This window comes from Pseudomonas sp. efr-133-TYG-103a (genome assembly GCF_030209235.1).
In the GTDB taxonomy this organism is placed as follows: domain Bacteria; phylum Pseudomonadota; class Gammaproteobacteria; order Pseudomonadales; family Pseudomonadaceae; genus Aquipseudomonas.
Genome location: NZ_JARVSK010000027.1, coordinates 42,646 through 66,662 on the forward strand (window position 1 = coordinate 42,646; position 24,017 = coordinate 66,662).

19 protein-coding genes are annotated in these 24,017 nt (G+C 61.5%); 8 read left to right on the forward strand and 11 right to left on the reverse strand.

Translation table 11 applies throughout. The features are described 5' to 3' along the window. Positions 1 to 4: 4 nt before the first annotated feature. The 6 genes from QRN36_RS22105 to QRN36_RS22130 all read left to right on the forward strand — a co-directional run bounded on the left by QRN36_RS22105 (position 5) and on the right by QRN36_RS22130 (position 9,708). Positions 5 to 1,723, forward strand: coding sequence for a VWA domain-containing protein (locus QRN36_RS22105; protein ID WP_285426044.1), 1,719 nt, complete (start codon positions 5 to 7; stop codon positions 1,721 to 1,723). After that, positions 1,720 to 3,402, forward strand: a complete 1,683-nt coding sequence (locus QRN36_RS22110) for a BatD family protein (RefSeq protein ID WP_285426023.1) — start codon at positions 1,720 to 1,722, stop codon at positions 3,400 to 3,402. The genes QRN36_RS22105 and QRN36_RS22110 overlap by 4 nt, the downstream gene beginning before the upstream one ends. Before the next feature lie 187 nt (positions 3,403 to 3,589). After that, positions 3,590 to 4,831: an exonuclease SbcCD subunit D C-terminal domain-containing protein gene (locus QRN36_RS22115; protein ID WP_285426024.1), complete on the forward strand. Its 1,242-nt coding sequence runs from the start codon at positions 3,590 to 3,592 to the stop codon at positions 4,829 to 4,831. Further along, positions 4,828 to 8,475, forward strand: coding sequence for an AAA family ATPase (locus QRN36_RS22120; protein ID WP_285426025.1), 3,648 nt, complete (start codon positions 4,828 to 4,830; stop codon positions 8,473 to 8,475). The genes QRN36_RS22115 and QRN36_RS22120 overlap by 4 nt, the downstream gene beginning before the upstream one ends. 98 nt (positions 8,476 to 8,573) lie before the next feature. Then, positions 8,574 to 9,077, forward strand: a complete 504-nt coding sequence (locus QRN36_RS22125; protein WP_285426026.1) for a peptidylprolyl isomerase — start codon at positions 8,574 to 8,576, stop codon at positions 9,075 to 9,077. 10 nt (positions 9,078 to 9,087) lie between these two features. Then, a complete protein-coding gene (locus QRN36_RS22130; protein ID WP_285426027.1) occupies positions 9,088 to 9,708 on the forward strand; it encodes a glutathione S-transferase in 621 nt (206 codons plus the stop codon). Positions 9,709 to 9,711: 3 nt separating this feature from the next. Here QRN36_RS22130 and QRN36_RS22135 read toward each other — a convergent pair whose 3' ends face one another. From QRN36_RS22135 to QRN36_RS22175, 9 genes are all read right to left on the reverse strand, one after another. After that, positions 9,712 to 9,942: a hypothetical protein gene (locus tag QRN36_RS22135; RefSeq protein WP_093464064.1), complete on the reverse strand. Its 231-nt coding sequence runs from the start codon at positions 9,940 to 9,942 to the stop codon at positions 9,712 to 9,714. Further along, positions 9,939 to 10,130, reverse strand: coding sequence for a hypothetical protein (locus QRN36_RS22140; RefSeq protein WP_285426028.1), 192 nt, complete (start codon positions 10,128 to 10,130; stop codon positions 9,939 to 9,941). Before QRN36_RS22140 ends, QRN36_RS22135 begins: the two co-directional genes overlap by 4 nt. 518 nt (positions 10,131 to 10,648) lie before the next feature. Beyond that, positions 10,649 to 10,831 (reverse strand): hypothetical protein, encoded by a 183-nt coding sequence (locus QRN36_RS22145; RefSeq protein WP_062390227.1) that lies wholly within the window; start codon positions 10,829 to 10,831, stop codon positions 10,649 to 10,651. Between the two features lie 189 nt (positions 10,832 to 11,020). Beyond that, positions 11,021 to 12,187 (reverse strand): lactonase family protein, encoded by a 1,167-nt coding sequence (locus QRN36_RS22150; RefSeq protein WP_285426029.1) that lies wholly within the window; start codon positions 12,185 to 12,187, stop codon positions 11,021 to 11,023. A 134-nt stretch (positions 12,188 to 12,321) separates the two neighbouring features. Beyond that, positions 12,322 to 12,621 (reverse strand): DUF5629 family protein, encoded by a 300-nt coding sequence (locus tag QRN36_RS22155; protein ID WP_285426030.1) that lies wholly within the window; start codon positions 12,619 to 12,621, stop codon positions 12,322 to 12,324. Between the two features lie 124 nt (positions 12,622 to 12,745). Next, positions 12,746 to 14,071, reverse strand: coding sequence for an MFS transporter (locus tag QRN36_RS22160; protein ID WP_285426031.1), 1,326 nt, complete (start codon positions 14,069 to 14,071; stop codon positions 12,746 to 12,748). Between the two features lie 110 nt (positions 14,072 to 14,181). Next, positions 14,182 to 15,765 carry an aldehyde dehydrogenase (NADP(+)) gene (locus tag QRN36_RS22165; RefSeq protein WP_285426032.1) on the reverse strand — a complete coding sequence of 528 codons (1,584 nt, stop codon included), beginning with the start codon at positions 15,763 to 15,765 and terminating at the stop codon, positions 14,182 to 14,184. Positions 15,766 to 15,950: 185 nt separating this feature from the next. Next, a complete protein-coding gene (gene araD1 / locus QRN36_RS22170) occupies positions 15,951 to 16,943 on the reverse strand; it encodes an AraD1 family protein (RefSeq protein ID WP_285426033.1) in 993 nt (330 codons plus the stop codon). Positions 16,944 to 17,077: 134 nt separating this feature from the next. Continuing rightward, complete coding sequence (locus QRN36_RS22175; protein WP_285426034.1) at positions 17,078 to 18,394, reverse strand: MFS transporter; 1,317 nt, start codon at positions 18,392 to 18,394, stop codon at positions 17,078 to 17,080. A 219-nt stretch (positions 18,395 to 18,613) separates the two neighbouring features. On the opposite strand from QRN36_RS22175, the gene QRN36_RS22180 reads away from it, so the two are divergent. Together QRN36_RS22180 and QRN36_RS22185 are read left to right on the forward strand one after the other, a co-directional pair. Then, complete coding sequence (locus QRN36_RS22180; protein ID WP_285426035.1) at positions 18,614 to 20,368, forward strand: IlvD/Edd family dehydratase; 1,755 nt, start codon at positions 18,614 to 18,616, stop codon at positions 20,366 to 20,368. 194 nt (positions 20,369 to 20,562) lie between these two features. After that, a complete protein-coding gene (locus tag QRN36_RS22185) occupies positions 20,563 to 21,285 on the forward strand; it encodes a FadR/GntR family transcriptional regulator (protein ID WP_285426036.1) in 723 nt (240 codons plus the stop codon). Between the two features lie 88 nt (positions 21,286 to 21,373). On the opposite strand, the gene QRN36_RS22190 is transcribed toward QRN36_RS22185, so the two are convergent. Both QRN36_RS22190 and QRN36_RS22195 read right to left on the reverse strand, forming a co-directional pair. Further along, positions 21,374 to 22,066: a sensor histidine kinase KdpD gene (locus tag QRN36_RS22190; RefSeq protein ID WP_285426037.1), complete on the reverse strand. Its 693-nt coding sequence runs from the start codon at positions 22,064 to 22,066 to the stop codon at positions 21,374 to 21,376. Next, entirely contained in the window at positions 22,063 to 23,667 is a 1,605-nt protein-coding gene (locus QRN36_RS22195; protein ID WP_285426038.1) for a response regulator, read from the reverse strand. Before QRN36_RS22195 ends, QRN36_RS22190 begins: the two co-directional genes overlap by 4 nt. Positions 23,668 to 24,017 lie beyond the last annotated feature (350 nt).

Below are 24,017 nucleotides of genomic sequence, written 5' to 3' on the forward strand. Positions count from 1 at the left end.
GTCCGTGCTGGTCCTCTGGCCTCACTGGCTGCGCCCCGGCTGGCTGATCGTGCTGCCTTTGCTGGGCTGGCTGCTTTGGCGACTGTGGAACCGGCAAAAGCGCGTCGGCCGCTGGCAGATGATTCTGCCCAGCGCCTTCCATTCGGTGTTGCTCAGCGGTGGTAGTGGGCGTGAAAGCAAACTGCCGTGGATCGCCCTCGGTTGTGGCTGGCTGCTGACCTTGCTTGCCTTGCTCGGGCCCAGTTGGCAGCGTGTGGAGCAGACCAGTCAGAAGCCGGTCGACCCGTTGGTGGTCATGCTTGAGCTGACCCCGGAAATGCTTGCTGCCGACAGTCCTCCCTCGCGTCTGGAACAGGCGCGACGCAAACTGCTGGACCTGCTGCAGGCCCGCCCTGATGCGCAGACCGCGATCATCGTGTATGCCGGCAGTGCGCATACGCTCGTGCCGCTGTCCGACGATCTGGCAACCAGCAAGAACCTGCTCGATGCGATCAAACCGTCGATCATGCCCGAGCCAGGTCAGCGGGCGGATCTTGCGGTGCGCAAGGCACTGGATCTGCTCAAGCAAGGCGCGCTGGGGCAAGGCCGATTATTGTGGATCGGTTCGTCGCTCAGCGAGACAGAACGCGAGGGCATTCGTCAGGCAATGGGCAACCACGCGCCGCCCTTGCTGATGCTGGGCGTCGGGACCGCCGAGGGCGCGCCGGTCACTCAGGAAAAAGGCGGCTTTCTGAAGGACGCTCAGGGCGGAATTCTCGTGCCGCGGCTGGACAGCCCGATTCTCAACGATTTCGCCGAAGCATCGGGTGGGCGCTACAGCCAGTTGCGTCTGGACAGCGACGACCTCAATGAACTGGGTCTGCTCGATGGCCCCAAAGGTCTGCTCGGCGAAGGTCAGACCCTGCAGCTCGACAGCTGGGCAGATCAGGGGTACTGGCTGTTGCTGCCTCTGCTCTTGCTGGCGGCCTGCGCGGGTCGACGCGGCTGGCTGTTTTGCCTGCCGCTGCTGCTGATGATGCCCCAGCACAGCTACGCGTTCGAGGTTCAGGATCTGTGGCGCCGACCCGACCAACAGGGTCAGCATTGGCTGGAGCGGCATCGTCCCGGCGAGGCGGCGAAACACTTCGAAGATCAGCAATGGCAAGGCGTGGCGCTGTATCAGGCGGGCGACTATGCAGGCGCCGCCGAGCGTTTCGCCAAAGGCAACAGCGCCGCCGACCACTACAATCGCGGCAACGCGCTGGCGCAAAGTGGCGAACTCGAAGCGGCAGTGGATGCTTATGAACAGGCGCTGGAGCGGCAGGCGGACTTCCCCGCCGCGGCTGCCAACAAGGCGCTGGTTCAGCAGATGCTGGAAGAGCAACGGCAGGCCGCGTCACAGGAAACCGAGCGCAATAAAGCGCAGGGCGACGAGAACAGCGACAATCCTCGCTCCGGCAACGCCGAGCAACAGTCATCGAACCCGCAAACCCAGCCGAGCGGCGACGAGGACGATGATGCCCAACGCTCGCAGGACATGGCCACAGGGGCGCAAGCGACAGGCTCGGGACCGGATGCAGATGAGCTGACGCAGGCGCCCGGAAAACCTGCCGACAGCCAGATCAACGGCGAACAGAAACAGGCGCTCGAACAGTGGTTGCGGCAGATTCCGGACGAGCCGGGCGAACTGCTGCGGCGGAAATTCTGGTACGAACAACAGCAGCATCAGGAAAAGACCCGATGAGTCGAGTGCACACGTTGCTAATTGCCTGGTGGCTGTGCCTGTTGGCCGTCGTGGCGCAGGCCGACACCCCGGCTTCGGCGCTGTTGTCGAGCGTCGACCGCACGCGTGTCAACACCGGCGAGACCGTGGAGCTGACGCTGGAAACCGACGACGCGACGGTGTTCGGCAAACCCGACATGAGCGCGCTGGAGGCTGATTTCGAGGTGCGCGACACGCGCCAGCTCAATAGCCTGACAACGTTGGAAGGCAACGTGCACGCCACCACGCGCTGGCTGATTACACTGATGCCGAAACACAGTGGCTCGATCGAGATTCCATCACTGAAACTCGGCGAGATGACCAGCCAGCCCATCACGCTGCAGGTGGTGGAGGTCGAGCCGTCGGCCAAAGGTGAACAACAGAAGCTCGACCCGGTGTTCATGGAAGCGAGCCTTGACCAGGACACCGTGTACGTGCAGGCGCAGGCGCTGCTGACCGTGCGGATTTATCATTCGGTGTCGTTGTTCGACGACAGCAACCTCACGCCTTTGCAGGTGCCGGATGCCCGAATCGAGAAGCTTGGCGACACCCGCACCTATGAAAAACAGATCAACGGCATTCGCCACGGCGTGATCGAAATGCGCTACGCACTCTACCCACAGCAGAGCGGCGACCTCGTCATTCCGGCCCAGGAATTCAGTGCGACGCTGGTGCAAGACACGCCGGACGCCGGCGCCGCTGCAGCGATACCGCCCGGCGCCATCGCCGGTGCTCCAAAGCCCGGACGCCTGATGCGCGTCACCTCGCTGCCCATGACCCTGAAGGTCAAGCCGCAGCCAGCCAACTACCCGGCGAACACGCCCTGGTTGCCGGCGCGCAGCATCAGCCTCAGCGAGAACTGGAGCCCGGATCCGGCGCACAGCCAGATCGGCGACTCCCTGACCCGCACCTTGCAGCTCAAGGCCCAAGGCCTGTCCAGCGCGCAACTGCCGCCGTTGCCGGCCACGGAAGTGAGCGCGCTGCGGCGCTATCCCGATCAGCCGCAACTGAGCAATCAGGCCGGCGAACGCGGCCTGACCGGGATGCGCGAGGAGCGTGAAGCACTGGTGCCGAACCGGCCAGGCGCCATCGACATCCCGGCGGTGGATCTGGTCTGGTGGAACACCCAGGAAGACCATCTGGAACACAGTGCCCTGCCCGCCCGCACGTTGCAGGTCAGCACCAATCCGGCGCTGGCGGTGGACATGCCGGTCAGCGACAACGGCGGCGCGCTCAACGGCGCCCCGATCTGGCCGTGGCAACTGAGCACGGTGCTGCTCAGTTTCACCACGCTGCTGGGCTTCGGCCTTTGGTGGCGAGCACGCTGGCAGCCTGCGCTGACCCGGGTCGCGCAGGCCGGACCGAGTCCGCGCACGGTGCTTGACGACCTCAAACGCGCCAGCCTGGCCAATGATCCCCACGCGACGCGCCAGGCGCTGGATGCCTGGGCGCGCCAGCAACCTGAGACACTGGCCGATATGGCCGCACGCTTCGTGCCGCTGTCCGACGCACTGGATGGTCTCAATGGCGCCCTTTACAGTGAAACCGGCAAACTTTGGCTGGGCGAAGACCTGTGGCGGGCGGTGAAAGCGCTGCCCGCTGTGGAAAAACCGCAAGATCCCAATGGCGCCGACAGTTTGCCGCCGCTTTATCCAAAATGATTTTCATCGACAATTCATCGTCGATTCATCAGGTTGAGTCATGACCTGCGAGCGCGAACGCCTCGACGCCTTGGCGGGCAAACGCCGAACGGCTGCCGTCCGCACCGAAGCCTCGCCCACCCGCTCGCTCGCGCAGGGATCAGCGCCGGACTCGCCTACGTAAACCTATTCGAACCAAGGTATTCCAATGCGTCTGTTTCACACCTCCGACTGGCATCTGGGCCAGAACCTTCACGGTCAGGAGCGAGATTTTGAACACGCCAGCTTTCTCGGCTGGCTGCTGGCACGGCTGGTCGAACGCAAGCCGGACGTGCTGTTGATCGCGGGCGATATCTTCGACACCGTCAACCCGCCGGTCAAAGCTCAGGAGCGTCTGTATGATTTCATCGTCAGCGCCCACGAGCAAAACCCTCAACTGACCATCGTGATGATCGCCGGCAACCATGACTCCGGCTCGCGGATCGAGCTGCCTGCGCCGCTGATGCGTCGTCTGCGCACCCACGCCCTCGGCCGCGTGCTCTGGCTCGACGACGGCGTGCTCGACGTCGACCGCCTGTTGCTGCCGCTGACCAACGCCAAAGGCAAAGTGCTCGGCTGGTGCCTGGCGCTGCCGTTCCTGCGTCCTGCCGAGGTGACCGGTCCGACCCTGGGCGACAACTACCTGCGCGGCATCGGTCAGGTTCACGAAATGCTGATCGCGGCGGCCAACCAGAAGCGCAAACGGGGCCAGGCGTTGATCGCCATCAGCCACGCGCACATGGCTGGCGGGTCGGTGTCGGAGGATTCGGAACGCAGCCTGATCATCGGCAACGCAGAAGCCCTGCCTGCCAGCCTGTTCGGCGACAGCATCACGTACGTTGCATTGGGTCATCTGCACAAGCCCCAAAAGGTCAACGGTGAAGATCGCATTCGCTACAGCGGTTCGCCGATTCCCCTGTCGTTCTCGGAAATCGGCTACCGCCACCAGATACTCGAAATCGACTGCGAGGGCGACACGCTCACCAGCGTCACGCCGCTGCTGATCCCACGTGCCGTCAATCTGCAACGCGTGGGCCCCGCGCCACTGGCCGAGTTGCTGCTGCAACTCAAAGAGATGCCTGACATCGATCTGCTTGCCGACGTTGATCGTCAACCCTGGCTTGAGGTGCGTGTACGCCTGGATGAGCCGCAGCCGGATCTACGCAATCAGGTCGAGTCGGCGCTTGAGGGCAAGGCGGTGCGACTGGTGCGCATCGCGGCGGAATACGCGGGCAAAGGCGCTCGCGATGAAGACGGCGAGCAAGACCTGATCGAGCTGGATCAGCTCACCCCGCAGGAGTTGTTCAGTCGTGCCTGGCTGGACAGCTACGGCAGCGAAGTCGACGAGCAGACCCTGCAAGACTTTGCCACCTTGCTGCAAGACGTCCAGCTGGAGAGCGAACAACCATGAAAATTCTCGCGATCCGTCTGAAAAACCTCGCCTCGCTGGCAGGCCCGTTCGAGCTGGATTTCACCGGCGAGCCGCTGGCCAGCGCCGGCCTGTTCGCGATCACCGGTCCGACCGGCGCAGGCAAAAGTACGCTGCTCGATGCGTTGTGCCTGGCATTGTTCGGTGCGATCCCGCGCCTGAACAATGTCGGCCAGTCGAAAGTGCCGGAAATCGACGGCGACATCAGCACAAACGATCCGCGTAATCTGCTGCGTCGCGGCACGGGCAGCGGTTATGCCGAAGTCGATTTCGTCGGCGTCGACAAGCGTCGTTATCGCGCCCGTTGGGAAACCAACCGCGCCCGCGACAATGCCAGCAAAAAACTTCAGGCCAGTCGTCAGACGCTGACCGATCTGGACAGCGAACAGATTCTCAGCAGCCAGAACAAGACCGAGTACAAAAACCTCCTCGAAGCGCGCCTGGGCCTGAACTTCGAGCAGTTCACCCGCGCGGTCATGCTGGCGCAGAGCGAATTCAGCGCGTTTTTGAAAGCGGACGACAAAGAACGCAGCGAGCTGCTGGAAAAGCTCACTGACACGGCGATCTACAGCCAGTTGGGGCGACGCGCCTACAGCAAGAGCAAAGAGGCCGAAGAATCCCTGAAAACCCTTAATGCTCAGGCCGGTAATCTGACGCCGCTGGAGGATGAGCAACGCGTCGAGCTGGAACAGCAATTCAATGACGCCAAGCAGCAACTCACGCTGCATCAGGGGCAGTTGCGCCAGCTGGAGCTCAAACAGCAATGGCTCACTGAATTGAATCGCCTGCGCGACAGCCATCTGGCGGCGAGCGAACAATTGGCCAGCGCCCAGCAGACGTGGGACGCGCAGGCCGCTGAACGCCAGCGCCTGGGCCAACTCGAGCGCCTGGCGCCACAGCGGCATCTGTTCGGCCAGCGCACGAAACTCGACGGCCAGATCACCCCGCTTGCCGCACGCATTGGCGAGCACGCACAACAACAGGCGCAGCGTCAAAACAGTCTCAGCGATCTGGAAACGCAGCTGGCCGACGCCCAGGCCGCGCTGCAACAGACGCAGGAATATCTGCACAACGCCAGGCCCGGCCTGAACGAAGCGTTTGAACAGCAGGCCCGGCTCAATCATCTGAACCAGGATCTGCAGCAAGCCGGTGAGCAGGCGCAACGGGCCGAACAGGCGAGCACCGAAGGACAGATCGCCCTCGATCAGTGGGTCGAACAACAGCGACAGGTCGAAGCGCGCTTGCAGTCGATTGCCGCGCAGTTGGAACAGAGCGCTTCACTGTCGGCGCTGAGCGAGTCGTGGAGCGCCTACCGGCCGCGCCTGCAACAGATCGTGCAACTGAGCGCGCGACTCAAGCAGGGCCGCGATGAACTGCCGCAACTGGAGGCGGGTTATGCGCTGGCCGAGCAGACCCTGAGCGAGCGTCGCACGGCGTTGCAAACGCTGTTCGACGAAGCCCAGGTCAAGGCCGACGCCGTGAGCCAGGAAGTCGAGCGTCTGACGCAGTCGCTGCACGACAATCGTCAGCAACACAGCGCCAGCGATGCGCTCGAACGCCTGTGGCAGCGGCATCAGGAGGTCGCCAGCCGGTTGCAGCAGGTGCAGACGCAACAGCAGCACGCCACCGAGCGACGGGCACAGAGCATTGCTCAGGGCCTTCAATTGAAGGGCGAGCATGAAGCCGCCGAGCAGGCGCTCACGCTCACCCTCCAACTGCTGCAACGTCAGCGTCTGGCACGCAGCGCCAGCGTCGAGCAGTTGCGTGCGCAGCTGCTCGATCAGCAACCCTGCCCTGTCTGTGGCAGTGAAGAGCATCCGTATCATCAGTCTGCCGAGCTGCTGGAGGCGCTGTCAGGTCATGACGACAACGAAGAGGCCGGCGCCCGGCAGAAAGTGGGTCAGCTCAGTGAAAAACTGGCCGAACTGCGCGCCGAAGTGGCCGAGCTGAACAACCAGCTCAAGCAGAGCAAACCGCAACAGGATCAACTCAGCGAACAGCTGCAGACACTGCGCCCGGAGCTGGAGGCGCACGCGCTGTACTCGCGCCTGCAGGAACAGCCTGAACACTTGCGCGGTGACTGGCTGAGCGAGCGCCTGCATGTATTGGCGCAGGAAATCCTCAGCGCCGAACAGCGCCAGACGCGCTTGCTAAAAGTCCAGCGCGACGCCGAGTCGCTTCAGCAGCAGGTTCAGCAAGCGCGCGAGGCGAGCCAGCAGGCGATGAAGCTGCTGGATGACCAGCAGCGCAATATCTCGCTGGACAATCAGGCTTTCGAAGCGGCGCTGCAGGAGTTCGAACCGCTGCTGCCGGCGGAGAGCCTGACGCCGTGGCGAGCGTCGGCCACCGACAGCTTCGTGCAACTGGACAACGACATCGCGCTGCGCAGGCAACAGCTCGATCAGCAGCGCGATGAGCAACAGGAACACAACGAGCGCGCGCAGAAAATCGAGCGCGAGCGGGTCGCTCAGCAAGCGCGTCAACAAGAGCACCAGACCCTGCAAGAACGCCTGGCCGCCAGCCAGCAACAGCAGCTCGCGGTTGAACGGCGCCTCGCCGAATTGCTCGGCGAACATGCCAGTCCCGACCGCTGGCAGCAGTCGCTCGAGCAGGCGGTCGAGCAGGCCCGACAGGCCCAGACCTCAACGGCAGACGCCTTGCAACAGGCGCGCAGCGAGTTGATCCGGCTGACCGCCGAACTCGATGGCGAGCGCCAGCGCCTGCAAGGTCTTGAGCAGGAATGCGCCGACCTCGATCGGCAGATCGCCGAGTGGCGCAGCAACCACAACGAACTGGACGACGCGGCGCTCGAGGCGTTGCTTGGCTTGAGCGACGACAGCGTCAGTCAGCTTCGCCAGCAGTTGCAACTCAGTGAAAAAGCGCTGGAACAGGCCAGGGTTCTGCTGCAGGAACGCGACGCCCAGCTGCAGCAACATCAGGCGCAGCACAGTGATGCAGCGGACGCGGGGCAGTTGCTGGCCGCCCTCGCCGACGCGCAGGTCCAGGCGGCCAGTCACGATCAACTGTGCGCCGACCTGCGCGCGCGGATCAGTGAGGATGATCGTCGTCGCGCAGCCAACAGCGAACTGCAGGCGCGTATCAAGGCCGCCCACGACGAGTATCTGCGCTGGGCGCGGCTGGCGACGCTGATCGGTTCGGCCGAGGGCGACAAATTCCGCAAGATCGCTCAAGCGTATAACCTCGATCTGCTGGTGCACCATGCCAATGCCCAGCTTCGGCAACTGGTGCGTCGCTATCGCCTGAAACGCGGTGGCAGCATGCTTGGCCTGCTGGTGATGGACACGGAAATGGGCGATGAACTGCGCTCGGTGCATTCGCTGTCCGGTGGGGAAACCTTCCTGGTGTCACTGGCGCTGGCGCTGGGCCTGGCCTCGATGGCGTCGAGCACCTTGCGGATCGAATCGCTGTTCATCGACGAGGGGTTCGGCAGCCTCGATCCCGAGTCCCTGCAACTGGCGATGGACGCACTCGATGGCCTGCAGGCCCAGGGGCGCAAGGTCGGTGTGATTTCTCACGTTCAAGAAATGCATGAACGCATACCGGTGCAGATCCAGGTCCGCCGTCAAGGCAATGGCCTGAGCACCGTCGAGGTCAGCAACGGTTGATCGATTTTTTTGATGCACGGACAGGTAAACTGATGTTTCTGTGCAACCCTATACCCACTGCGCGGTTGTCGCGCTGAATTTGATAGAAGGTAATACACGTGGCCAATTCCAAAGTATTTTTCGACATCACCGCCAATGACGAGCCATTGGGCCGCATTGTCATGGAACTGAATGACGACGTGGTGCCTAAAACCGCTGAAAACTTCCGCCAGCTGTGCACCGGCGAGCAAGGCTTCGGTTATAAAGGGTCTTCGTTCCACCGCGTGATCAATGACTTCATGCTTCAGGGTGGCGACTTCACCAACCACAACGGCACCGGCGGCAAATCGATTTACGGCAACAAGTTCGCCGACGAAAACTTCACCCTCAAACACACCAAGCCAGGCCTGTTGTCGATGGCCAACGCTGGCCCGAACACCAACGGCAGCCAGTTCTTCATCACCACCGTCGTCACCAGCTGGCTGGACGGCAAACACGTGGTATTCGGTGAAGTCGTCGAAGGCATGGACGTCGTCAAAGCCATCGAAGCACTGGGTTCGCAATCCGGTCGCACCAGCAAGAAAGTCGTCATCGCCGATTCCGGCGAAGTGAAACAAGACTGAGCACACGCCGTTGCCCTCCTCTGAGCCGGTGACGCCGACGCTGTACTCGTTCCGTCGTTGCCCATACGCCATGCGTGCTCGCATGGCGGTGGGTTACGCGGGGTGCGAGGTCGAGTTGGTCGAGGTCAGCCTGAAAGCCAAGCCTGCGCAGATGCTCGAGCGTTCGCCCAAAGGCACGGTGCCGGTGTTGGTCCTGCACGATCGGGTGCTGGAGCAAAGCCTGGACATCATGCATTGGGCGCTGGCTGCGAATGATCCGTCTGACTGGTTGCTGGCAAATGATCCAGGCGCCCGCCAACTGATCGCCGAGCTGATCGACGAGAACGACAACAGCTTCAAGGCTGACCTTGATCGCTACAAATACGCAGTCCGTTATCCCGAATTCACGCAGGAAGAGTACCGCCAGCGCGGTGAGGCATTTCTGCGCAGGCTGGAGTCACTGCTGGCCAGCCGCGACTATCTCGTCGCCGCTCATCTGTCGCTCGCCGATGTGGCGCTGGCGCCGTTCGTGCGCCAATTCTGCTTCGTCGACCCTGACTGGTTCTGGCAGAGCCCCTACCCTCGCCTGCAAGCCTGGCTGCAGCGGTTTCTCGCGTCGGAGCTGTTCATCAACGCGATGCACAAGCGCTGATTGCTAAACGACCGCCCATTCGAAAATCGGAGAGAACAGCTCGCCATGCCGTGGCGGTGGGTTGCCGGCATTCAATTTCTGCGCCCGCTGCATTTCGATCGCCTCGGCCACTTCGGTCTTGAACTCCATGCTGCGCGCCACGCCGCCCACCGATCCTTCGCCGTGGCCCAGTAACGAGCAACCGTTGTTGATCAGGGCAAAGAACACGATCACCCAGAAGTTCGCCCCTTTCACGACGCACGCGCCTGGGTCTGGAGAGACGCGCGATCAAGTTCAACGAGGGCAGTCGGTGCCGACACCGATGAAGGTGCCTTCAGTTGTGGGTTCATGCTGGTGATGGTGACCACTGCGATGAATACAACATACAAAGCGATGGCGGTATAAGCGCCTTGTTTAAGTGAATGAAGGACGGCAGTGGCCATGTCAGTAGCTCCGGGATATGTCTGTTTCAGGCGCCCAGAATGCTTGAATGGCTCATTATTGAAAAACGATGTACAGCGATTCAAAAGATCGATTCGGTTAATGATATGCGAAGTTAATCAGGCCGATAGATTCCGCCGTCACCTCATCTAATATGCCTGATCTTTTTGCGGTGCCATGCACTTGTTCTGGATACCCGCTTCGCATTCGCGCACGCTTGACGCACGTTAAATCCGGGCAAAAAAAATCCCCGTTGCTTATTCAGCGAACGGGGACCAAAGGGAGGGAATTCAACGCTTTCGCGAGCAAGCTCGCCTACATTTGACACATGGCCTGACACGCAATGGTCAGTGGGTCGCATCAACCTGTTCAAGCGAATTTGCTCGCGAAAGCGTTCGTGTTACTGCAAAGCTGTTTTACTGATCGGTGGCGCGTTCTTACAAATCCATTCCCCGGTATCGTGTACGTCTTTAACGGGGAATGGATTTACATCGAACAGGACTTTCATCAAACGTGCTTGTCATTGCTGGGTCTTGTGATCCAGAGCGGCGTAGAAGTTGGCGCTTTGTTGCAGGTACTTCGGAGTGTAGCTCTGGGTCGAGCTGATTTTTTTGTCGGTCACTTCAACACTGGCACTGGCAGGCAATGCAACAGTAGCGGAGATGGCGGACGCGGCGATGATGGAGAAGATATTGAAGTTCATGGCGTGTACCTCGGTGTCGATGTTTCGTTTCAAGTCTTGACCGTCGTGGCCGTGGAATGAAAGTTACGCCCGAGTCGCTTTCAGAAAAAATCTTTTCTGGCACTAGCCCTTATCACTTCAATTAATACATGGCTCCAGCCCTTGATTTTCAAGGGCTGGAGCCTGCGTCAACGTGTCACTTGTTACCCGTCAGCGGGTCAGGAAGCGGAAATCGGAAGGTGAATCGAAGTCGACTTTCTGCACGGTGTCACCCAGAAGACCCGTTTTGGCGTCAACCCGGACGGTCACGATCTGGTTGCTTTTCTGGTTGGCAATCAGCACGAAATGCCCGCTGGGGTCGAAGCTGAACTCACGCGGCTCCTTGCCCTCGACCGAACGGCGCTGGATTTCCTTCAGTTGGCCATTGCCCGAGTCGATGCTGAAGACCAGCAGCTCGTTGACCTCGCCACGGTTGGCGACGTAGAGGAACTTGCCGTCAGGCGAGGTGTGCAAGCCACCGGCGGCGCGGTATTGCTGGCCGTCCTTGTTCGCCAGATCGACCAGCTGAGTCCGCTTGAAGGCGCCATCGTGGTAATCGAACACAGCCACTTGCGCGCTCATTTCCATGGTCAGCCAGGCGTGCTTGCCGTCCTTGCTGAACAGCAGATGGCGCGGGCCGCTGCCGGGTGGTAGGTCAACGGACGGGGTTTTGGCCGGTTGCAGCGGCTGAGACTTTTTGCCGTCGTAGTTGAAGACGAACATCTTGTCGGCGCCCAGATCCATGGCAATCAGATACTTGCCGTCCGGCGTCGGGACAGCCGAATGCACGTGGGACGAAGCCTGGCGTTCCGGATTGACTTTGCTGGCCTCGTGCGTCGCGGTCTGCGCGACAGGGCCAAGCTTGCCGTCCTTGCCGACCGGTACCACGGCGAGCGAGCCGCCCGGATCGGGATGCACGGCGTAGTTGGCGACGAACAGGAAGCGACCGTCCAGGCTCAGATTGGAGTGGGTCGGCTCCTCGCCTTTGCTTTCGATCTGATTGATGAACGAGACCGCATGGCTTTTCGGGTCGATGGAGAAGCTGCTCACCTTGCCTACCACGTCAGTCTGGCCGGGGCCATTTTCATTGACCGCGAACAGATGGCGCTGGTCCGGACTGAGGGTCAGCCAGGACGGGTTTTCGCTTTTGACCACCTGACGCGGCTTGGCGTCGAGCTGACCGGTCTGGGTGTTGAAGCCGAAGCGGTAGATGCCTTCGCTGGCGCCGGCGGTGTAGGCACCCACCAGCACGTCGTAGTCAGTCATGGTTCTGGCCTGAACGGAAAGGGCGGAAAGGCTGCTGGCAAGCACCAGCAAGGGCAATAATCTGGGCGTCATCGGGGCGATCTCTTGTTGGAGTTGTTGGCGCGCGGTCAGCGCAAGAATCAGGGCTATGACAGCGTTTTACGCGCAGTAGTTGCCGAGCAAGAATACGGCAGGAGCCTGACTTGCCACGCGCCTGCCGGAGGGCATCAGTCCTGCTCGTCTTCCTCATCCTCGTCACTGGCGGCAAAGGCATTGAGCACCACGATGCGATGATCGGCATTGCCATCGTTGATGACCCAGCTTTGCAGCGCTTCGTCGAACGCGGCGGCGTCGATCTGCGCCAGAGAAAACCGCCAGACCTTGCGCTCGCGGCCATCCATGCTTTCGATCTGCAGCATTTCGTCGAGTGAGAACTCGAAGGCATGCAGGCCGTCGATTTCCAGCATGCTGTGGGAGGTCAGTGCGGTTTGCAGCGCTGAGCGCAGGGTGTCTGATGATGAGGTCATGGCAGTGATTCGCGTAGGTGAAAGGGCGAATGATAGGCCAAAAGATGCCCCCGCGGCGTGCGCCCTCATCGTGCGCGAGCGTTCAGCCTGAACCCGTGATGCCGGGTTCAGGCCGATGCGGTGATCAATCCTGCACCGCTTCTTTCGCGTAATAACGCTTCGGAATGCCCCAGACAATCAGAGCGATCGCCAGCACACTCACGGCAAACAACGCGAACAGCGCCGGGGTTGCGGTGCCGGTCAGGTCTTTGATGCGCCCGACCATGAACGGCGCAATGATGCCGCCCAATTGGCCCAGCGAGTTGATCAGGGCGATGCCGGCCGCCGCAGCGATGCCACTCAAAAACCGCGGCGGAATGGTCCAGAAGATCGGCATCCAGGCCACGATGCCGGTCATGATGATGGTCATGCCGATCATCAGCGGCAGCAGCTGGCCTGGAAACAGCGCACAAACCAGATAACCGCCGGCGGTCAGCGTCGCGCAGCTCGCCATGTGCCAGCGACGTTCACTGTGACGGTCGGAACTGGCACCGATCAACAAGTTGCCGATCACGGCGCCCACATACGGAATCACCGTCAGCAAACCGATGTTTATGGTGTCGGTCACGCCCGCGCTCTTGATCAGTTGCGGCATCCAGAACAGCAGACCGGTCAGGGCCATGACCAGGCACAGATAGATCGCCGACATGACGTAGGTGGTCGGGTGCTTCCAGATGTCTTTGACCTTCTGCGGCGTTGCTGGCGCGCTTTCTTTGGCCATGCGCGCAAGCACCACGTTTTTCTCCTCGGCGGTGAGCCAGGTGGCGTCCTCGATACGGTCCTTGACCAGCCAGAACACCACGACGCCCAGCAGCACCGAAGGAATGCCTTCGAGCAGAAACAGCCAGCGCCAGCCCGCCATGCCCATCACGCCGTCGAAGTGTCCCAGGATCAGCCCGGCAATCGGACCGCCGACGATGCCGCACAAGGGGATGGAGCTTTTGAAGTAGGAATTGACCCGCGCGCGGCGTGAGCTCGGGTACCACTGGGTGAAGAAATACAGCACGCCGGGGACGAACCCCGCTTCCATCACACCGATCAGAAAACGCAGGGTGTAGAACCAGAACTCGGTCTGCACGAACATCATGCACGCCGACGCAATGCCCCAGGACACCATGATCCGCGCGATCCAGATGCGCGCGCCGATCCTGTGCAGCAGAACGTTGCTGGGGACTTCGAAAAGGAAATAGCCGACGAAAAACAGACTGGCGCCCAAGCCGTAGACTGTTTCGCTGAAACCCAGGTCGCTGGCCATCTGCAGCTTGGCGAAGCTGATGTTGACCCGGTCAAGGTAGGCGAACAGGAAACAACAGATGAACAACGGCACGATGCGCCAGCTCACCTTGCGGTAGATGCTGTCCTCGATCACATCGGCGTCGAGCCGTTCCAGCGGTATGGCATTGGCGGTCATGGGGCGCACCTCGTTTGTTTTTATGTGGGTGTCGGGTGGGTTGCAGTGATTCGTGGTTGAGCTCAATGCGGTGATCGTTCCCCGCGCTGCGTGGGAACGATCACATCGGGTCAGCCGATGGCGGCGATGGTATTCACCCCGTCCACCAGTCGCAGGATCCCCAGCGGATTGGCGTTTTTCAAGGCGTCGGGCAGTGCGCTGTCGGGGTAGTTCTGGAAGCACACCGGCCGCAGATACCGATCGATCGCCAGCGTACCGACCGAGGTGCCTCGGGCGTCGGACGTTGCCGGGTATGGGCCGCCATGGACCATCGAGTCCACCACTTCAACGCCGGTCGGATAACCATTGATGAGGATGCGCCCGACCTTTTGCTCCAGCAGGCCAGTCAATTCGCCGAAACGGGCCATGTCATCACCATCCACCAGCAGGGTCGCAGTGAGCTGACCATGAAGGCCCAGGAGTGCTTCGGTGAGCTGTGCCTGGTCGGCGACCTCTACGATGATCGAGGTAGGGCCGAACACTTCCTCCTGCAACAGTTCGTCGCCATCCAGCAACAGACTGACATCTGCCTTGAACAGCTGAGGATGGGCCTGATCGCCCGCCTGCTCGGCGCCGGCCAGATGCTCGATGCCCGCGTGTGCGTGCAGGGCCTTCAGACCGCGAACGTAACTGCTCAGCGTGCCGGCATTGAGCATCGTCTGCGGTGGCTGATCGTCGATCTGTGCCGCCAGGCGTTTCTGGAATTGATCGAAAGCAGGCGAGCGCAGGCCGATGATCAGACCGGGATTGGTGCAGAACTGCCCGCAGCCCTGAACGATCGAGGCCGCCAGCTCCGACGCGATTCGCTCGCCGCGCAGCCCAAGCGCCTGCGGCAGGATGATGACCGGGTTGATGCTCGACATCTCGGCAAACACCGGGATCGGCTGAGGACGCGCGGCGGCCATGTCGCACAGCGCACGACCGCCCTTGAGCGACCCGGTGAAACCGACCGCCTGAATCGCCGGGTGCTTGACCAGCCACTCGCCGACACCGCCGCCATAAATCATGTTGAACACGCCCTTGGGCATGCCGGTTTTATCGGCGGCACGCAACAGCGCATCGGCGACCTGCTCGGCCGTCGCCATGTGACCGCTGTGGGCCTTGAACACCACCGGACATCCGGCCGCCAGCGCCGAGGCGGTATCGCCACCTGCCGTGGAAAATGCCAGCGGGAAGTTGCTGGCGCCGAACACCGCAACCGGACCGAGGCCGATGCGGTACTGACGCAGGTCCGGGCGCGGCGCGGGCTTGCGGTCGGGCAACGGCAGGTCGATGCGTGCGCCGTAGAAATCGCCCCGTCGCAGCACCTTGGCAAACAGGCGCATCTGCCCGGTCACGCGGCCACGCTCGCCCTGAATCCGGGCGGTGGGCAGCGCGGTTTCGCGGCAGACCGTGGCGATGAACTCATCGCCCAGCGCGTCCAGTTCATCGGCGATGGCGTCGAGAAACTGCGCGCGGCGCTCTGCGCTGAGCGAGCGATAGGCGGGATAAGCCGACGCTGCGGCTTTGGCGGCAGCATCCACTTCTTCGACGGTGGCCTGATAAAAATCGTGGGGCAGGTTTTCGCCAGTGCTGGCGTCGACGCTGTAGACGATGATCGTGCCGGCAGCGCTGCGCGTGCCGCCGATGTAGTTGTGGCCAAGAATCTGGGTCATGAAAAGTACTCCGGTAGCGTGTGATGCTGGCCACGGGCTGTGAGAGCGAGGCTTGCCCCGCGATCTGGCGAGCAGCGGCCGCGAAACCAGCCGACACGCCGTGCCGGAAACACCGCGTTTCCCGGCAGACCGCGGGACAAGCCTCGCTCCCACGCCCTTTGGGCAGAAGCGGATCGAGTGGTCGGTCAGAGCTGCTTGATGCCGCCGGGCTGGAACACGCCCTCGGCAGGCGCGATACCGTTCACCAACGGCGCCCCGAATTCACGCTGGCTGATCTCGAACTTGTCCCCCGGCTGCGTCTTGATGCCATCGGCGAACGACAGCGTCGCCGTGCCGAAAAAGTGCACGTGCACATCGCCCGGACGCAGGAACTGGGCATATTTGAAGTGGTGATACTCAAGGTTTTCCAGGCTATGGCACATGTTGGCTTCGCCGCTGAGGAATTCTTTCTCCCACAACACCTGACCGTCCCGAAGGATGCGGCTGGTGCCCGCCAGATTCTGCGGCAGGTCACCCACGCGCAGCTCTGGCCCGAACGAGCAGGCGCGCAGTTTGGAATGTGCCAGATAAAGGTAGTTCTTGCGCTCCATGACGTGGTCGGAGAATTCGTTGCCGATGGCAAATCCGAGTCGATAGGGCTGGCCGTCGTGACCGATCACGTACAGCCCGCTCAGCTCTGGCTCTTCGCCTGCGTCTTCGGAAAAAGGCGGCTGCGGGAACGACTGGCCCGGGCGGATGACAATGCTGCCGTCGCCCTTGTAGAACCACTCCGGTTGCACACCCGCCTGCCCCGCCGCCGGTTTGCCGCCCTCAAGGCCCCACTTGAAGATGCGCATGGTGTCGGTCATGGCCGACTCGTCATTGCCATGCTGGTGCATTTTGTCCCGGGCCGATGCGCTGCCCAGATGGGTCAGGCCTGTGCCGCTGACCAGCACGTGCGCGGGGTCCGGATGATCGAGCGGCGGCAGGATCTGCAGATCGGCACGCAGCTGGGAATAATCGTGGTTGTCGCCCAGACCGAGGCTGTCGACCTGTTCGGCCAGGGAGATTTTCTTGTCGATGGCCGCCAGCGCCAGATCACGCGTACTGGTCGCGCCCTGGATTTCACGTACCAGCGCACCGTCCACCAGACCGACACGACGCTGACCATTGCCCAGCTCGAACTGTACTAAATGCATGGAATGTCTCCTTTTCAGATGGTGTGCACGGTCTCTCTAGGAGCGCGCGCTTGCTCGCGATAGCTTTTTGCCTGAGACATTTTCATGCCTGACTCAACGCCTTCGCGGGCAAGCGCGCCCCTACACAGGCCGCTTTAACGAGAGCCGCGCGCGCTGGCGGCGAATTTCGATTCGGGCAAGACGTGCTTGCGTTCCAGCACGCGGTACACGACGCCGGTCAGAATCAATCCGCAGACCATGACGCCCGAGAGGAAATACAGGCCGGTGGCCAGATTGCCCGTGAGTTCTTTGAGCCAGCCGATCACGAACGGGCCGATGTAGCCGCCCAGGTTGCCCACCGAGTTGATCAGGGCAATGCCGGCCGCGGCGCTGGCGCCTGCGAAGAAACGTCCCGGCAGTGTCCAGAACACCGCCGTGCAGGAAAACAGCGAGAAGGCCACCAGACACAGCGCCGCCAGTTGCAGGACTGGCGTGCCGAGGAAAGCGCTGAGGAACAGCCCGATCGCGCCAATCACATACAGAAATGCCAGATGACCATAGCGATCATTGAGGCGGTCCGAGCTGCGCGGCACGATCAGCAGGCCGACGATGCCGAAGATGTAAGGCACCGCAGACACGAAGCCGGTCACCAGATCGCTGCCGCCAAATTGCTTGATCAGCGTCGGCAGCCACAGGCCCAGTCCGTAAATGCTCAGCGTCACCGGCAGGTAGAACAGCGCCAGCAACAGCACGCGCTTGTCCTTGAGTGCATGCAGCGGGTTGCCGTGGCGAGTCTGGCCGTACTCTTCCAGGTCCTTTTTGAGTTCACCGGCGAGCCAGTCCTTTTCGACCGGGTCCATCCACTTCACATCCTTGGGACCGTCAGGCAGCCAGCGCAGCACCGGCCAGGTCAGCAGAATCGCCGGCGCGCCGATGCACAGGAACAGCCATTGCCAGCCGTGCAGGCCGGCAACGCCCTCCATGCCCAGCAGGCCACCGGAAATCGGGCCGGTGATCATCATGGCGATGGGTTGGGAAAGGATGAACAGGCCAAGGATCTTGCCGCGATGGCGAACCGGGAACCACTGGGTGATGTAGTACAGCACGCCCGGGAAGAAGCCCGCTTCGGCCGCGCCCAGCAGAAAGCGCATGACATAGAAGCTGGTCGGGCCCTGGACGAACGCCATGCCCATGGTGATCGCGCCCCAGGTGATCATGATCCGCGCGAACCAGCGCCGGGCGCCGAAGCGTTCGAGCATCAGGTTGCTGGGAATTTCGAGCAGGAAGTAGCCGATGAAAAACAGACCGGCGCCCATGCCATAAGCCGCATCGCCGATGCCGACGTCCGCGCCCATGTGCAGCTTGGCAAAGCCCACAGCAGAGCGATCGACGTAGGCGATCAGGTACAACAGGATCAAAAACGGAATGAGTTTCAGGGTGATGCGACGAATAAGCCTGAGTTCCTGGCTCATGTAAGCGGTCTCCACGTTGTTTTTGTTATGGAAGCTTCGGGGATCGCCTCTGTCGTCGTGTGCGCCGTGCTGCTATGAATGGCCTGACAGGGTCGTCCCTCGACTGGAGACGACTATATAGTAATACTATTTAAGGTTACAACTCTTCCACTCGGACGATTTTCGGCCTATTTTAGTCAGCACGCGAAGCCTTTAGTCTTACAATAAGAGTGCTGATTTATGTCTGATTCCTCATCTGATACCAACAAGAAACCAACCCTTCGTTCGGCCCAATGGTTCGGTACCGCTGACAAGAACGGCTTTATGTACCGCAGCTGGATGAAGAACCAGGGCATCGCCGACCACCAGTTCCAGGGCAAGCCGATCATCGGCATCTGCAACACCTGGTCCGAACTCACCCCCTGCAACGCCCACTTCCGGACCATCGCCGAGCACGTCAAACGAGGCGTGATCGAAGCCGGTGGCTTCCCTGTCGAATTCCCGGTGTTTTCCAACGGCGAATCGAACCTGCGTCCAACCGCAATGCTGACCCGCAACCTGGCCAGCATGGACGTGGAAGAAGCAATTCGTGGTAACCCTATCGACGGCGTCGTGCTGTTGACCGGTTGTGACAAAACCACCCCTGCCCTGCTGATGGGCGCCGCGAGTTGCGACGTCCCGGCCATCGTCGTCACCGGCGGGCCGATGCTCAACGGCAAGCACAAGGGCAAGGACATCGGCGCCGGCACTATCGTCTGGCAGATGCACGAATCCTATAAGGCAGGCCAGATCAGCCTGGACGAATTCCTTTCCGCCGAAGCCGGCATGTCGCGCTCGGCCGGGACCTGCAACACCATGGGCACGGCGTCGACCATGGCCTGCATGGCCGAAGCGCTGGGCACGTCGCTGCCGCACAACGCCGCGATCCCCGCTGTGGATTCCCGTCGCTACGTGCTGGCACACATGTCCGGCATGCGCGCCGTGCAGATGGTCAATGAAGACCTGCGCCTGTCGAAGATCCTGACCAGGGAAGCCTTCGAAAACGCCATTCGCGTGAACGCCGCCATCGGCGGTTCGACCAACGCGGTGATTCACCTCAAGGCCATCGCCGGCCGGATCGGCGTCGATCTGGAACTGGACGACTGGACCCGCATCGGTCGCGGCACGCCGACGCTGGTGGACCTGCAGCCTTCGGGACGCTTCCTGATGGAAGAGTTCTATTACGCCGGTGGCCTGCCCGCGGTGCTTCGCCGTCTGGGCGAAAACAACCTGATCCCCAATCCCGAAGCACTGACCGTGAACGGCAAGACGCTGTGGGAAAACGTGCAGAACTCGCCGATCTACGGCGATGACGAAGTGATCCGGGCGATCGACAATCCGCTGGTCGCCGATGGTGGCATCTGCGTGCTGCGCGGCAACCTTGCGCCACTGGGCGCAGTGCTCAAGCCTTCCGCCGCGACGCCCGCGCTGATGAAACATCGGGGCCGCGCAGTGGTGTTCGAGAACTTCGACATGTACAAGGCACGCATCAACGATCCGGACCTGGACGTCGACGCCGACAGCATTCTGGTGATGAAGAACTGCGGACCGAAGGGTTATCCGGGCATGGCTGAAGTCGGCAACATGGGCTTGCCGGCCAAGCTGCTGGCGCAAGGCGTGACGGACATGGTGCGGATTTCCGATGCGCGCATGAGCGGCACGGCGTACGGCACGGTGGTGCTGCACGTGGCGCCGGAAGCCGCGGCAGGCGGCCCTCTGGCCGTGGTGCGCGAAGGTGACTTCATCGAACTCGACTGCTCGACGGGCCGATTGCATCTGGATGTTTCTGAGCAAGAGCTGTCGGCGCGTCTGGCCGACTGGCAAGCGCCACAGCAACTGCTGGTAGGAGGTTATCGTCAGCTGTACATCGATCACGTCATGCAGGCGGATCAGGGCTGCGACTTCGACTTCCTGGTCGGCATGCGTGGGTCGGAAGTGCCTCGGCATTCGCATTGATGCAGATCTGAGCAACGCCACTGACCTGTAGCAGCGCGCTTGCCCGCGATTGTGTCGTATCAGTCAATGCATCAGTGCCTGACAGAACGCATCGCGGGCAAGCGCGCTCCTACAGGTTGAGCGCGGCCAGATCGCAAACATTCTGCCAATGCTATGATGCGCGGCATTCACCGCTCAGGATCGCTCCCCGCCCCATGGATTACCGTAAGCCCTCCGACCGTAAAAGCATGCATTCGCGCATTGTCCAAGACATCGGCATGCAGATCGTTTCAGGCCGTTTCAAACCTGACGACAAGCTTCCTGCCGAAGCCCTGCTCTGCGAAGAATATGCGGTCAGTCGGCCAGTGCTGCGCGAAGCCACTCGCGTGCTGGTCGCCAAAGGGCTGGTCTATTCGCGACCCCGCGTCGGCACGGTGGTCAAGCCCCGCCGTGAGTGGCACATCCTCGACCCCGACGTGTTGCACTGGTTGATGCAAAGCTCGCCCCAGAACGAGTTTTTCACCCTGTTGACCAGCGTGCGCAGCATCATCGAACCGGCGGCCGCAGCCCTGGCCGCGCAGCACGCGACGCCGGACGAGATCGCTGCCATCGGCGAAGCCTACGAGCGCATGGCGGCGGCACCGACCGTCGAGGACGTGCTGCAACCGGATCTGGATTTCCACAGTCGCATCGCCGACGCGACCCATAACGATCTGCTGGCGCACCTGTGCAACATGCTTTCACTGGCCCTGCGCGAGGCGCTCAAGCACTCCAACAAACGCCCGAATCTGCATGAGCTCGCGTTGCCGCGGCATCGGGCGATTCTCACCGCCATCGAAAACCGCGACGCCCTCGGTGCCCATCACGCCACGCTTGTGCAGCTGGATGATGCGCGCAATGCGCTGAACGTGGTGCTGGGGCAAAGCCTGAAGCTGTAGCGCCGCAAAAACACGCGTGCAGTCAGCGGACCGGTTTTAGCCCGCAAGCGTCTGATCGGTTGTCGACCTCAGCGAAGCGCCCCGCATTTCAGGGCAGGTAGATGCTGAACAGGCCTCCGCCCAGTTCGCCGCCGTTGGCAATTTCAATATGACCGTGCACGCCCTGGCGCTGGTGCTGGCGTGCGATGTTCGCTGCGAAATACAACCCCAGACCGGTACTGCCGCTGCTTTGATTGATGCCCAGCACATAGTCGCTCTGCTGTTCGATCATGTGCTCGGGGAAGCCCGGGCCGTCGTCGTTGACCGTGATGACCAATTGCTCGCCGATTTGCCCTGCCTTGATCAGCACCTCACCGCGCGCGTAGCGGATAGCGTTGATGACCACATTGGAAATCACCGACCCCACCAGCTCGCGGTCGAAGAAACCCGGCAGGCCGAAGTCGTCAACCTCGAAACGGGCAGCGATCCCGCGACTGTCGAGCACCTCTTGATGCAGCGCCAGCTGAGCTTCGATGAAGTCGTCCAGCTCGTGATAATCCGGCCGCAACGGCAGCTGATTGACGCCCAGTTTGTACAGCCCGAGCAGTTGCACGAGCATGCCGTTCAGGTGCGCGAATTCGTAGTCGATCACGCCTTGCTCCGGCGTGCCGCGCTGAGCGTCAGGCAACTGCCGGATCCACTGCCCGTGCGCCTGAATCAGCGACGCCAGCGAATTTTTCATGTCGTGGACGGTGGAGGCGATCACCATCGAAAAGTCGAGCCCCGGTTGCTGATCCGTCATTCGCCGAATGCCCTGAGTCGCAGTTTCTGATATCGGTCGTATCGAGGGTCGGTGTCGGGCATTTTCCCGACCATCTTCAGACTGTTCTGACACTCTTGCAGGCTGGCCGTGTCCAGGTTCTGCACGCCCATGTGCAGCAGCGACTGAGCCATGTTCAAGGCGATACTGATGTTCTTCGGTTGCAGCGCCAGCGCCTGACGGAACATGTCCTGGGCTTCCCCCAGTTTGCCCGCGCGGTAGCTGCGAATGCCCTGCATATTGAGATCGACCGCGGCCTTGCCGGCGCTGAGGATTTCCGGGTCATCGGTCTGTTTGGCGATGCTTTGCATCACGGTCGGATCATCGCCGTAGATTTCCGCACAGCTTTTCAGTACGCCGGCGCCAGCCGCTTCCTGGCCCAGCTGCTTGAGCTGCGACGCCACGGCAAGCGCGGCGTCGGCACTGAGAAACTGCTCCATGCCTTCCAGCCGCGCCATCGCCTGCTCGGTCAGCTTGGCGGCCATTTCCGGATCCGACGACGCCACGCTGGTCGCCTTCATCAGGCGTGCACGCACTTGCAGGCCGGCATCGTTGGTGTGTTCCTTGGCGACTTCGCTCAGGGTCTGGTTGATCTCCACGCGGGTGCGCGCATCCAGACCGCGCTCGCCGCCGCGACTGATCAAGGCCTGCGCCAGGCCCAGATTGGTTTCAGGGTCCTTGAAGCGGGAAAACTGCCCCTGCGAGACCGCCTGACGATAGGCCTTGGACGCGCCGTCGAAGTCCTGGTTTTCCAGGGCCAGCTTGCCCAGCAAACGCTGGCGGCGCACGGCATATGGCGACAGCCGCACGGCCTCTTCGAGCATCTTTTGCGCACGGCGGTTATCACCGCTGGCCATCAATACGTCTGCCAGACCGTCGAACAACACGGGCATGGTGTTGAACGTGCGGATCGCCTCTTCGTAAACCGTCTGCGCCTCGGCATTGCGACCGCGCTTGAACAGCAGCTTGCCGAGCGCGGCGAATGCCCAAGGCTGCGGGCGGTCAGCGAGGATCGACTTGAGAAACGCTTCCAGCGGCTCGTGCTGATTGAGATCACGCAGCGCATCGGCTTTGTAGCGCAGACAGAGCGGCGCGAAACGAGGGTCCTGTTTGGTCAGGTTCACGCACGCCGCCAGCACTTCGGCGGGCTTGCCGCGGTCAAGCGCTTGCAGGATCGGTTTGAGCAGATTTTTGCGCTGAACGATCTTTTCCAGCCGCTGAGCCAGACTGGCGCGATTGAAGGGCTTGGTCAGATAGGCATCCGGCTCCCACTCCAGCGCACTCATGACCATGGCCTGGCTGTTTTCCGCCGTGACCATGACGAAGACACTTTCGTGGCTGATCAGCTTGTCGGTCATCAGGTCTTCAAGCACCTGCTGGCCGTTTTTCTTGCCGTCACCCAGATTGAAGTCGTGCAGGATAAAGTCGTAGCGCTTCTGCGAGCACATCTTCAGCGCTTGCTCACCGGTGTCAGCGGTATCCACTTCCTTGACGCCCAATTCACGCAGCATCGACCTGACCGAGCTACGGAAATCGGAGAAATCATCGACGATCAGAAAGCTTTTTTGGTTCCACGCCAGCATCGAGATTCCTGTCACGGGAGTAAAAATAGCCCGAAGGCGTTACACGAAAGATCGGCCAGCCAGCGCCCGTTTTTTGCGGTGCCGATGATAGCCAACATCAATTTGCCATCAAGCTATTTCACGCTAGCCAGGGCCTTTTTGCATGCGGCATGACGCCGCTCGTCCGGGTTATCGGCGGCACGACGGTAAAGCTTAGGTGATGAGCAAGGGAAAAAGCGATGCAACCACGGTGCCAGCACGCCTTCAGGTGCCTCGACTGATCCATCCGATCGACCCTGGAGAGCGGTGGTCGAGAATGACGTAACACCTTGATCGTGGATCCAAAATCCTCGAAAACGACGTCAAATGAC